The sequence below is a fragment of the Streptomyces sp. NPDC088553 genome, assembly GCF_044752965.1.
Taxonomy (GTDB): Bacteria; Actinomycetota; Actinomycetes; order Streptomycetales; family Streptomycetaceae; genus Streptomyces.
The window spans coordinates 792,644-803,828 of record NZ_JBIVMG010000002.1 but is presented as its reverse complement, the minus strand read 5'-3'; the positions used below and the strand labels follow the sequence as shown (position 1 = coordinate 803,828).

The window sequence follows — 11,185 nt, the reverse complement described above, 5'->3', positions numbered from 1 at the left end:
GTCCGCCCCCGGGTCGTCGGTGAGCGTCATGCCAGCACCGCCGCCCGGTACGTCGCGTCGGCGGCGAGGAGTTCGGTGTGGTGGCCGGCGGCCCGTACGGCGCCGTCCTCCAGGACCACCACGCGGTCGGTCACCGCGAGGAGCGCGGGGCTCGTGGTGACGAGGATCGTGGTGCGGTCCCGGCGGACCTCGCGCAGCCTGGCCGCGATCCGCGACTCGGTGACGGTGTCGACCGCCGTGGTCGGGTCGTGGAGCACGAGCACCGGCCGGTCGGCGGCGAGCGCGCGGGCGAGCGCGACGCGCTGGCGCTGGCCGCCCGAGAGGGAGCGGCCGCGTTCGGCGAGGAAGGTGTCCCCGCCGTCGGGGAGGAGCCGGGCGACGTCGTCGGCCGCCGAGGCCTGGAGCGCCCGCTCGACGGAGGCCGGTCCGTCACCGGCCGCGGCCCCGACTCCCGCCCGTACGTTGTCGAGCAGGGTGCTCTCGAACAGGTCGGCGTCGTGGTGGGCGACCAGGACCACGCGGCGCAGTGCGTCGGGGTCGAGCGAGGTCAGGGGCGTGCCGTCGAGCTCGATCGCGCCCTCGGCGGGGTCCGCCTCGCGGGCCAGGCAGAGGAGCAGGTCGTTGGCGGCGGCGGGGTCCCGGGCGACGACTCCGGTCAGGCTGCCGGCCGGGAGGTCGAGGTCCACGCCCCGGAGCGCGCCGAGCGACACCCCGCGCAGGGCGACATGTCCGGCGGCCCGGTCGGCGGGCACGTCGTGCCCGGCCTCGACGGTGACGGGCGAGGCGAGGACCTCGGCGATCCGCTTGGCCGACGCCCGGCCCTGGGCGAGTTCGGCGTTCACATAGGTGAGGAGCTGGAACGGGCCGAGGAGGAACTGCGCCAGACCGACGGCGGCCACCAGGTCGCCGACGCTGATGCTGCCGTCCATGGCGAGATACGCGCCCACCACACCGATCACGGCGATGAAGACGCCGGTCAGCGCGAGGACCGCGCCCTCGTGGCCGGCCCTGCTGCGGGCGGCGCGCAAGGCGGCGGACAGCGAGTCCTGGCTGGTGGTGCGGTAGCGGGCCACGGCGGCCGACTCCGCGCCCATCCCCTTGAGGACGCGCAGTCCCGAGACGAGGTCGGCGGCGACGCCCGAGGCGTGCGCCGCACGCTCCTGCTCGGTCTCGCTGCGCCGTTCGAGCGGCCGGCTGATGCGGTGTCCGAGCCACAGGAGGGGGGGAATGCCGAGCAGGACGAGCAGACCGAGCGGGACGGAGATGTCGAGCAGCGCCACGGCGCTGATCACGAGGGCGGCGACCGCCGACACCCCGTACGAGATGACCGTGGCCACCGAGCCGACGCGGCGGGCGTCGTTGGTGGCGATGCTGGTCAGCGCGCCCGGGAGCCGGTTGGCGTCGGCGCCGCCCCGGGGGTCGAGCACCCGCGCGGCCAGATCGAGCCGGAGCGTGTGGGCGGCGAGTTCGCCGGTGCCCTCGCCGATCCGGGCGCTGGTGCGGTAACAGGTCGACAGGACCAGGAACAGCACCGCGAGGACGATCAGCAGGCGCAGCAGCGCCGAAGAGGAGCCGGTGGCGACGGCCGTGTCGATGGTGGCACCGATGACCACCGGCACCAGGGCCTCGCAGCCCTGGTGGGTCATGCCGAGCAGGGATGCCGCGATCACTCGGCGGCGTTGTCCTCTGATCGCTCGGCGGAGGACAAGTCCCCCCGTCGGTCCGCCCGTTGGCATGTGACTCCTTCACGGAGGGGAGGGGATGGTTAGGTAAGCCTACTCTCACCGGAGGGGCGGGCGGTGTGGTCGGGCGGGGTTCCGGGGCGGTCCGTCCGGGTGATGCGGGACGGGCCCTGTCCGGCGCGTTGACCGGTCGACACGGTTCGGTTAGCCTCACCTAAGTCGTGATCCCTCGGTCGGTCGCATCGCGGGTTCTCGCCGTACATCTGAACCGCCGCCAGGGGGAGTTGTCGTTGTCCGTCGAATCCCGGGTGGTGTCGGGACAGCAGGCCGAGGGACAACCCGTGCGCGAGACCGGTGATCCCCCCGGTCCGGCCGGGCCACCGCGGATCGGCCGCGCGGGGACCACGTACCGGGGCTTAGGACTGCTCCTCGCCCTCGCCGCGCTCGTCCTCGTCGGACTCCTGAGCGTCTGGGTCGGCACACGGGGCATCCCCTTCACCGCCACCTGGCACGCCCTGTGGAACCCCGACGGATCCGAGACCTCGGTGATCATCCACGACTACCGGCTCCCCCGCACCCTCCTCGGCATCCTCGTCGGCACCGCCCTCGGCCTGGCCGGCGCCCTGATGCAGGCCCTGACGCGCAATCCGCTCGCCGACCCCGGCATGCTCGGCGTCAACCTCGGCGCCTCCGCCGGCGTCGTCGTGGCCATCGCCTTCCTCGGCGTCGCGGCCCCGCTCGGCTATGTGTGGTTCGCCCTCGCGGGCGCCGCCGCCGCGTCCGTCGGCGTCCATCTGCTCGGCTCCTCCGGCCGGAAGCTCGCCTCGCCCGAGCGGCTCGTCGTCGCCGGCGCCGCCGTGACCGCCGTGCTGTACGCCTTCAACTGGGCGGTCCTGCTGCTCAACCCGCGTGCCTTCGACCAGTTCCGCTTCTGGACCGTCGGCTCCCTCGCGGGCCGCCACCACGACATCGTCGTGATGGCCCTGCCGTTCATCGGCACCGGCCTCGTCCTCGCCCTCGTCCTCGCCCCCTCGCTCAACGCCCTGGCCATGGGCGACCAGGTGGGCCGGGCCCTCGGGGTGAACGTCGGCCTGACCCGCGTCCTCGGCGCCGTCGCCGTGATGCTCCTGTGCGGGGCCGCCACCGCCGCCGCCGGACCGATCGGCTTCGTCGGTCTCGCCGTACCGCACATCGCCCGCTTCGTCGTCGGCCCCGACCAGCGCTGGGTGTTCGCCTACTCGATGCTGATCGCCCCCGTCCTCCTCGTCGGCTCGGACGTCGCCGGCCGGGTCCTCGGCGCCCCCGGCGAGCTGCAGGTCGGCATCGTCACCGCGTTCATCGGCGCCCCCCTGTTCATCGCCCTGTGCCGGCGCCGAAAGCTGGTGATGCTGTGACCGCCGTACGGGAGGCGAAGGCCTCCACGCCCGACCCGACACCGCGCGAGGGGCCCGACGGGGCGACCGTGCCGGACCTGCCCCGCGTCATCACCGGCCGGGTCGTCCGCACCCGCTCCGGGAGCGTCTCCCTGCGCGTGCGGAGCCGTACCGCCGCCGTGACGGCCGCCCTCTTCGTCGCGCTCGTCGCCGTCGCCGGCGTCACCCTCACCACCGGCGACTTCGACCTCTCCGTCGGCGAGGTCCTCCGGGCCCTCACCGGCAACGGAACCGGCATCGCCGACTTCGTCGTCAACACCCTCCGCATGCCACGCCTCGTGACCGCGCTGTGCGTCGGCGCGGCCCTCGCCGTCAGCGGCGCCATCCTCCAGAGCATCACGGGCAACCCCCTGGGCAGCCCCGACATCATCGGCTTCACCAACGGCTCCGCCGTGGGCGCGCTCGTCGTCATCGTCCTGCTGCACGGCAGCATGACCGAGATCGCGCTCGGCGCCCTCGCCGGCGGCCTCGGCACCGCCCTCGCCGTCCATCTCCTCATGCTCGGCCGGGGGATCCAGGGATTCCGCCTCGTCGTCGTCGGCATCGGCGTCAGTGCCCTGCTCCTCGCCGTCAACTCGTACCTGATCACCCGCGCCACCTTCCAGGAGGCCCTGGAGGCCCAGGCCTGGCTCATCGGCAGCCTGGGGAACCGGCTCTGGATCCACGCCCAGGCCATCGGCCTCGCCGTCGCCGTGCTCCTGCCCCTCGCCTTCTTCCTCTCCCGCCGCCTCTCGATGGTCGAGATGGGCGACACCACCGCCATGGCCCTCGGCGTCGACGTGTCCCGCACCCGCACGATCCTGCTGGTGATCAGCGTCGCCCTGGCCGCCTTCGCCACCGCCGTGACCGGGCCCATCTGGTTCATCGCCCTCGCCGCGCCCCAAGTGGCCCGCAGACTCACCGGGGCGTCCGGACCCGTGCTCCTGTCGTCCGCCCTCATGGGCGCGGTCATGCTCGCCCTCAGCGACCTCGCCGTCCAGCGCCTCTTCGCCCCCGCTCTCCTCCCGGTGGGCACGGCGACCGGCTGCGTCGGCGGTCTCTACCTCATCTGGCTGCTGGTCTCCGAGTCGCGAAAGAGCCGCGCATGACTGCCGAGAACCGTCCCACCGACCATCCCCGCCCCGCACCGGAGCCCCGGCTGCGGGCCGAGGGCCTCACCCTCTCCTACGACCAGCGGACGGTGGCGGCCGACCTCACCGTCGCCATCCCCGACCACTCCTTCACCGTGATCATCGGACCCAACGCCTGCGGCAAGTCCACGCTGCTCACCGCGCTCGCCCGGATGCTCAAGCCGAAGGCCGGACAGGTCTACCTGGACGGCGCAGCCATCGCCTCCTACCGCTCCCGCGAGGTCGCCCGCCGGCTCGGACTGCTCCCGCAGTCCTCGACCGCGCCCGGCGGCATCACCGTGGGCGACCTGGTGGCCCGTGGCCGCTACCCCCACCAGGGCATGCTCAGGCAGTGGTCGGCCGAGGACGAGGCGGCCGTCGTCGAGGCGATGCGCCGCACCGGCGTCCTCGAACTCGCCGAACGGCCCGTCGACGACCTCTCCGGCGGCCAGCGCCAGCGCGTCTGGCTCTCCATGGTCCTCGCCCAGCAGACCTCGATCCTGCTGCTCGACGAGCCGACCACGTACCTCGACATCGCCCACCAGGTCGAGGTCCTCGACCTGTGCGCCCAACTCCACGCCCGGCGGGGACACACGGTCGTCGCGGTCCTGCACGACCTCAACCAGGCCTGCCGCTACGCCACCCATCTGATCGTGATGCGACCCGGCGGCGTCATCGCGGCCGAGGGCGACCCGAGGACGGTCATGACCGCGGAGCTCGTCGAGGACGTCTTCGGCCTGCCGTGCCGGATCATCCCCGACCCCGAGACCGGCACACCGCTCATGGTGCCGGCCGCACCCACGTGGTACGCCCGCGCCGCGGCGACCACCGAGAGCGCCGACGAGGCCGTGGACGCGGGCGCCGCCGAGGACTCAGGCGAGAGCCCGACCGGCGGCGGGACGGCCGACGACGACACCGTGCTGGCCAGGACCACCTGACGAGGGGAAACGGACCACCCATGCTCTGTACGAGGCTGACGAACGCGCGCGTTCTCACCATGGATCCGGACCACCCCGTCGCCCACGACCTCGGCATCTGGCGGGGCCGGATCGTGGGCCTCGACGAGGCCGTGACCTCGCTCCCCGCCCGCGAGGTCGTCGACCTCCAGGGCGCCACCGTGCTCCCCGGCTTCATCGACAGCCACGTCCACCTGGCGTGGGCGGGACTGAAGGCCCACACCCCGAGCATCGCCCCCTGCGAGCGCGTCGAGGACGTCCTCGCCGTCATCGGGGAAGCCGCCTCGCGGAAGGCCGAGCCCGGCGCCTGGGTCGACATCGCCGGCTACGACCAGCGGGCCCTGGGGCGCCATCTCACCGCCGCCGAGATCGACCGGGTCAGCCAGGGCCGCAAGATCTTCCTCATGCACGACTCCGGGCACGCCTGCGTCGTCAACAGCGCCGTCCTCGACCTCCTTCCGGCCGACGTGCCGCACCAGGACGGCTTCCTCGCCGAGAGCGCCATGACCGCCGTACGGCGGCTCCGGCTGCCGTACTCCCAGGAAGAGCTCGCCGACGCGATCGAGCGCGCCGGCCGCACCTGCCTCGCCGAGGGAATCACCGCCTGCGCCGAGGCCGGCATCGGAGGCGGCCTCCTCGGACACAGCCCCGTCGAACTCGGTGCGTACCAACTCCTCAGGGACCAGGGCCGACTGCCGCTCCGTGTCCAGCTCATGGCCGCCGGCGACACCCTCCGCCCGCGCGCCGCGCACCGGGACGACGGCATCCCGCGCGCCCTGGACCTCGGGCTGCGCACCGGCTTCGGCGACGACTGGCTCTCCCTCGGAGCCCTCAAGATCTACACCGACGGCGGCATGATGGCCCGTACGGCGGCGCTCACCGAGCCGTACGAGGGCACGTCCTCCGCCGGACAGTTCCAGGACGAGCCCGAGCGGATCGCTGACCTCATCGTCGACGGCCACCTCGCCGGATGGCAGCTCGCCGTCCACGCCATCGGCGACCGCGCCGCCGATCTCGCCCTGGACGCCCTGGAACGCGCGCAGAAGCTCCGGCCCCGCCCGGCCGCCCGGCACCGCGTGGAACACGCGGGCCTGATCCGCCCGGACCAACTGCCGCGCTTCGCCCGGCTCGGCGTCAGCGCCGTGATCCAGCCCCACTTCCTCCGCTCCTTCGGTGACGACTACGCGGACGTCATGGGGGAGCGGCGGGCGCCCTGGATGTACCGGGGCCGGAGCTTCCTCGACCACGGCGTGACCCTCGTCGGCAGCTCCGACCGGCCGGTCACGGACGGTTCGCCCCTCCGCGCGATCCAGTTCATGGTCGAACGCGCCTCCCTCTCCGGCCGGGCGATCGGCCCGGACGAGGGCGTCACCGTCGACGAGGCCCTGCACGCCTACACGGTGGCCGGCGCGTACGCCTGCCACTGGGACGACAGCGCGGGCAGCCTCACCCCCGGCAAGCGCGCCGACCTGGTGGTCCTCGGGGACGATCCCCGGGCCGTGGAGACCTCGCGGATCGGGGACATCGAGGTCGTGGCGACGTACGTCGACGGGCGGACCGAGCCGGGAAAGGAGTGACCCCCGAGCCGGCCGGCCGGTGAGGGGGAGCTCGCCGGCCGGCCGGTACGGGGGTCAGGAAACCACCCTCTGAGGCCTGTCCAGGATCCCCGGCAACGCCTCCACCAGCTCCTCGATGTGCCGTGCCGACACCGTCAGCGCCGGAGCCAGGCGTACGGTGCCGGGGCCGGCGGCGTTGACGAGGAACCCGGCCTCCTGCGCCGCCCCCTGCACCCGGACGGCGACCGGCTCGGTCAGGACGACGCCGAGCAGCAGCCCCGCGCCCCGGACCTCGGCCACCAGGGGGTGCTTCAGCGCCTCCACCCCCGCCCGCAGCAGCGCACCCATCCGTACGGTGTGCTCCAGGAGGCCCTCCGCCGCGATGGTCTCCAGGACGGCCGAACCCGCCGCGCAGGCCACCGGATTGCCGCCGAAGGTCGACCCGTGCAGGCCGGGGCCGAGGAGATCGCCGGCCGCTCCGAAGGCCACCGTGGCACCGATCGGAAGACCGCCTCCCAACCCCTTGGCCAGCGTCACCACGTCCGGGTCCACCCCCGGCTCGGCCTGGTGCGCGAACCAGTGACCGGTCCTGCCGATCCCGGTCTGCACCTCGTCGAGGACGAGCAGGCTGCCCGCCGCGCGGGTGATCTCCCGGGCCGCCCGCAGATACCCCTCGGGCGCGGGGATCACGCCCGCCTCGCCCTGCACGGGTTCGACGAAGACCGCCGCCGTGTCCTCCGCGACCGCCGCGCGCAGGGCGTCGACGTCGCCGAACGGCACGTGCGTCACGTCCCCGGGCAGCGGCAGGAACGGCTCGCGCTTCGCCTGCTGGCCCGTGACCGCGAGGGCGCCCATGGTGCGGCCGTGGAAGCCTCCCTCCATCGCGACGATCCGCCGGCGCCCGGTCAGCCGGGCGGCCTTGAAGGCCGCCTCGACGGCCTCCGCGCCGGAGTTGGAGAAGAAGACCCGGCCGCCCGGCCTGCCGAAGAGCCCGAGGAGCCGTTCCGCGAGCGCCACCGGGGGCTCGGCGACGAACAGGTTCGAGACATGGCCGAGCCGGGCGACCTGGCCGGTGACGGCCGCGACCACGGCGGGGTGGGCGTGCCCGAGGGTGTTGACCGCGATCCCGCCGGTGAAGTCCGTGTACGCACGGCCGGCCTCGTCCCAGACGGTGCAGCCCTCGCCGCGGACCAGGGCCAGCGGGGGAGTGCCGTAGTTGTTCATCATCACGGCACGCCAGCGGTTCCTGAGGGGGACGGTGACGGTCATGCGGGGGTCTCCTCCTCGTGCGGCGCGACGGCCGGGGCGGCGGCCCGCGTGATGTCCCGCGTGCTGTCCGCCGCCTCGTCGGGCAGGACCGTGGTGCCGGGGTTCTCCTCCGTGAGGACGCCCCGGAGGACGGCGTGCGGCGTACGCCCGTCGAGGACGTGGGCCCGTCCGACCCCCGACCGCACCGCCCGCAGGCAGCCCTCCATCTTCGGCAGCATCCCGCCCGCGAGCCCGGGGAGCAGCGTCTCCAGCTCGTCGGCCGTCAGCCGGGGGATCACCTCGGTGCTCCGCGGCCAGTCCGCGTACAGACCGGGGACGTCGGTGAGCATCACGAGCCGGTCCGCGCCGAGGGCGACGGCCAGGGCCGAGGCCGCGAGATCGGCGTTCACGTTGTAGACCTGCCCGTCCGCGCCGCGCGCGACGGGGGACACGACCGGGACACGGCCGCCGGCGAGGAGGTTCCGTACGGTGTCCGGGGCGACGTCCACGATGTCGCCGACGAGACCGATGTCGACGGGCCGGCCGTCCACCCAGGCCGGGCGGCGTACGGCGGTCAGGGTGTGGGCGTCCTCGCCCGACATGCCGACGGCGAAGGGTCCGTGGGCGTTGATGGCGCCGACCAGATCCCGCTGGACCTGCCCGGTGAGCACCATGCGGACGACGTCCATGGCCTCCGGGGTGGTCACCCGCATGCCCGCCTCGAACCGGACCTCCAGGGCGAGGCGGTCGAGCATCGAGCTGATCTGGGGACCGCCGCCGTGCACCACGACCGGGTGGAGGCCCGCCTGCCACAGCTCGACGACGTCCTGGGCGAACGACCGCCGGAGCGCCGGGTCCTCCAGGGTGCTGCCGCCGCACTTGACGACGACGGTCCGGCCCTGGAGCTCGTCGGACCACGGGACGTCCACGGCCGGGAGACCGACGGCCTCCACGTCGCGCACGGCAGGCTGCTCGCCGAGCGTCCTCATTCTCGTACTCCCTCGGCTCATGAGCTGTAGGCGCTGTTCTCGTGCACGTACTCGGCCGTCAGGTCGTTGGTCCAGATCTCCGCGGACGCCTCTCCGGCGCGCAGGTCGACGGCGATCGTGATCCGGCGGCCGGACATGTCGACCTTCTCCCTGGGCTCCCCGGCCGCGCCGTCCCGGCAGACCCACACGCCGTTGATGGCCACGTCAAGCCGGTCGGGGTCGAACTCCGCGTCGGTGGTGCCGATCGCCGCGAGCACCCGGCCCCAGTTCGGGTCCTCGCCGTGCAGGGCGCACTTGAGGAGGTTGTTCCTGGCGATCGAGCGGCCCACGGTCACGGCGTCGTCCTCGGACGCGGCGCCGACGACCGCCACCTCGATCTCCTTCGACGCGCCTTCGGCGTCCGCGACGAGCTGGCGGGCGAGGTCGAGGCAGACGGCGTGCACCGCGTCGGCGAGGTCCCCGTCCTCCGGGGTCACGCCGGAGGCGCCCGAGGCGAGCAGCAGCACGGTGTCGTTGGTGGACATGCAGCCGTCGGAGTCCACCCGGTCGAAGGTGGTGCGTACGGCGGCGCGCAGCGCGGAGTCGAGCGACGCGTCGGCCGCCACGGCGTCGGTGGTGAGGACCACGAGCATGGTGGCGAGACCGGGCGCGAGCATGCCCGCGCCCTTCGCCATCCCGCCGACCGTCCAGCCGGAGCGGGTGACGACGGCGGTCTTGTGCACCGAGTCCGTCGTCTTGATCGCGACGGCCGCGTCCTCGCCGCCGTCGGAGGCGAGCCGTTCCGCCGCGAAAGCGATCCCGGCCGTGATCCGGGCCATGGGCAGCGGGACACCGATGAGCCCGGTCGAGCAGACGGCCACGTCGTCCGGGGTGACGCCGACGGCGCGGGCCGTGTGCTCGGCCATGGTCCGGGCGTCGTCGGCGCCCGCCGTGCCGGTGCAGGCGTTGGCTCCGCCGGAGTTCAGGACGACGGCGGAGACCCGGCCGTCGGCGAGGGCCCGGCGTGACCAGCGGACCGGTGCGGCCTGGATCCGGTTGGAGGTGAAGACCCCCGCGGCGGCCGGTGCGGGGCCCTGGTTCACCACCAGGGCGAGATCGGGATCGCCGGACGTCTTGACGCCGGCGGCCACCCCGCTGGCGAGGAATCCCCGGGCGGCGGTCACGGTCACGGAGCCACTCCATTCATGGGCAGGCCGAGCCCTTCGGGCAGGCCGAGGGCGACGTTCATGCTCTGCACCGCGCCACCGGCGGTGCCCTTCGTCAGGTTGTCGATCGCGCTCAGGCAGATGAGGCGGCGGGCGGCCTGATCGAGCGCCACCTGCACCTGCACCGTGTTGGATCCGAGCACCGAGGCCGTGGACGGCCACTGGCCCCGCGGTAGCAGCCGGACGAACGGTTCGGTCGCGTAGGCGGCCTCGAAGACCTCACGGACCTCGTCGAGACCCCCGTCGGCGGCCACGTGCGGGCGCAGCCGGGCGGAGCAGGTGGCGAGGATGCCGCGGGGCATCGGGGCGAGGACGGGGGTGAAGGACACGGTCACCGGCTCGCCCGCCACGAGGGACAGGTTCTGGGCGAGCTCGGGGGTGTGCCGGTGGACGCCGCCGACGCCGTACGGGGTCATGGACCCCATCACCTCGGAGCCGAGCAGATGCGGCTTGGCCGCGCGGCCGGCTCCCGAGGTCCCGCCGGCGGCCACGACGACGATCTCGGGTTCCACGAGGCGGGCGGCGTGCGCCGGGTAGAGCGCGAGGGTGACGGCGGTCGGGTAGCACCCCGGGACGGCGATCCGCGCGGCTCCCTTCAGGTCGTCCCGGGCGCCGGGCATCTCGGGGAGCCCGTACGGCCAGGTGCCCGCGTGCTCGGAGCCGTAGAAGCGTCTCCACTCGACCGGGTCGCGCAGGCGGAAGTCCGCCCCGCAGTCGACGACCAGGGTGTCACCGCCCAACTCCCCGGCGAGTGCGCCCGACTGCCCGTGCGGCAGGGCGAGGAACACGACGTCGTGTCCGCCGAGTGTCTCCGCCGTCGTCGCCGTGAGCACCCGGTCGGCGAGGGAGGTCAGCTGGGGCTGCACCTGGCCGAGGGTGAGGCCGGCGCTGCTGTGCGCGGCGAGGACGCCGACGTCGAGACCGGGATGTGAGGCGATCAGGCGGAGGATCTCCCCGCCGGCATAGCCACTGGCTCCGGCCACCGCGACCCGTAAGGTCATGTTCTT

General features: G+C 73.9%; 9 protein-coding genes. 4 read left to right on the top strand and 5 right to left on the bottom strand.

All coding sequences use genetic code 11. The features are described 5' to 3' along the window. Nucleotides 1-26: 26 nt before the first annotated feature. Entirely contained in the window at nucleotides 27-1,736 is a 1,710-nt protein-coding gene (locus ACIP8Z_RS08610) for an ABC transporter ATP-binding protein (protein ID WP_402080443.1), read from the bottom strand. Nucleotides 1,737-1,966: 230 nt separating this feature from the next. On the opposite strand from ACIP8Z_RS08610, the gene ACIP8Z_RS08605 reads away from it, so the two are divergent. Genes ACIP8Z_RS08605 through ACIP8Z_RS08590 form a run of 4 tightly spaced genes read left to right on the top strand, consistent with a single transcriptional unit; the run spans nucleotide 1,967 to nucleotide 6,757 of the window. Further along, complete coding sequence (locus ACIP8Z_RS08605; protein WP_402080441.1) at nucleotides 1,967-3,076, top strand: FecCD family ABC transporter permease; 1,110 nt, start codon at nucleotides 1,967-1,969, stop codon at nucleotides 3,074-3,076. Continuing rightward, nucleotides 3,073-4,203, top strand: coding sequence for a FecCD family ABC transporter permease (locus tag ACIP8Z_RS08600; protein ID WP_402080439.1), 1,131 nt, complete (start codon nucleotides 3,073-3,075; stop codon nucleotides 4,201-4,203). Before ACIP8Z_RS08605 ends, ACIP8Z_RS08600 begins: the two co-directional genes overlap by 4 nt. Beyond that, entirely contained in the window at nucleotides 4,200-5,162 is a 963-nt protein-coding gene (locus tag ACIP8Z_RS08595) for an ABC transporter ATP-binding protein (RefSeq protein WP_402080436.1), read from the top strand. The genes ACIP8Z_RS08600 and ACIP8Z_RS08595 overlap by 4 nt, the downstream gene beginning before the upstream one ends. Before the next feature lie 20 nt (nucleotides 5,163-5,182). Next, nucleotides 5,183-6,757 (top strand): amidohydrolase, encoded by a 1,575-nt coding sequence (locus ACIP8Z_RS08590; protein WP_402080433.1) that lies wholly within the window; start codon nucleotides 5,183-5,185, stop codon nucleotides 6,755-6,757. A gap of 54 nt (nucleotides 6,758-6,811) precedes the next feature. On the opposite strand, the gene ACIP8Z_RS08585 is transcribed toward ACIP8Z_RS08590, so the two are convergent. Genes ACIP8Z_RS08585 through argC form a run of 4 tightly spaced genes read right to left on the bottom strand, consistent with a single transcriptional unit; the run spans nucleotide 6,812 to nucleotide 11,179 of the window. Next, complete coding sequence (locus ACIP8Z_RS08585) at nucleotides 6,812-8,005, bottom strand: acetylornithine transaminase (RefSeq protein WP_402080431.1); 1,194 nt, start codon at nucleotides 8,003-8,005, stop codon at nucleotides 6,812-6,814. Further along, entirely contained in the window at nucleotides 8,002-8,973 is a 972-nt protein-coding gene (argB, locus tag ACIP8Z_RS08580; RefSeq protein ID WP_402080428.1) for an acetylglutamate kinase, read from the bottom strand. The genes ACIP8Z_RS08585 and argB overlap by 4 nt, the downstream gene beginning before the upstream one ends. Nucleotides 8,974-8,990: 17 nt before the next feature. Continuing rightward, nucleotides 8,991-10,142, bottom strand: a complete 1,152-nt coding sequence (gene argJ, locus ACIP8Z_RS08575; RefSeq protein WP_402080425.1) for a bifunctional glutamate N-acetyltransferase/amino-acid acetyltransferase ArgJ — start codon at nucleotides 10,140-10,142, stop codon at nucleotides 8,991-8,993. Continuing rightward, nucleotides 10,139-11,179, bottom strand: a complete 1,041-nt coding sequence (argC, locus tag ACIP8Z_RS08570; protein WP_402080422.1) for an N-acetyl-gamma-glutamyl-phosphate reductase — start codon at nucleotides 11,177-11,179, stop codon at nucleotides 10,139-10,141. The genes argJ and argC overlap by 4 nt, the downstream gene beginning before the upstream one ends. Between the last annotated feature and the right edge of the window lie 6 nt (nucleotides 11,180-11,185).

Bases quoted from the DNA above. Each gene is read 5' to 3' on its own strand.
- ACIP8Z_RS08610 (WP_402080443.1), bottom strand. From the start codon at position 1,736: ATGCCAACGGGCGGACCGACGGGGGGACTTGTCCTCCGCCGAGCGATC.
- ACIP8Z_RS08595 (WP_402080436.1), top strand. From the start codon at position 4,200: ATGACTGCCGAGAACCGTCCCACCGACCATCCCCGCCCCGCACCGGAG.
- ACIP8Z_RS08590 (WP_402080433.1), top strand. From the start codon at position 5,183: ATGCTCTGTACGAGGCTGACGAACGCGCGCGTTCTCACCATGGATCCG.
- ACIP8Z_RS08585 (WP_402080431.1), bottom strand. From the start codon at position 8,005: ATGACCGTCACCGTCCCCCTCAGGAACCGCTGGCGTGCCGTGATGATG.
- argB (WP_402080428.1), bottom strand. From the start codon at position 8,973: ATGAGGACGCTCGGCGAGCAGCCTGCCGTGCGCGACGTGGAGGCCGTC.
- argC (WP_402080422.1), bottom strand. From the start codon at position 11,179: ATGACCTTACGGGTCGCGGTGGCCGGAGCCAGTGGCTATGCCGGCGGG.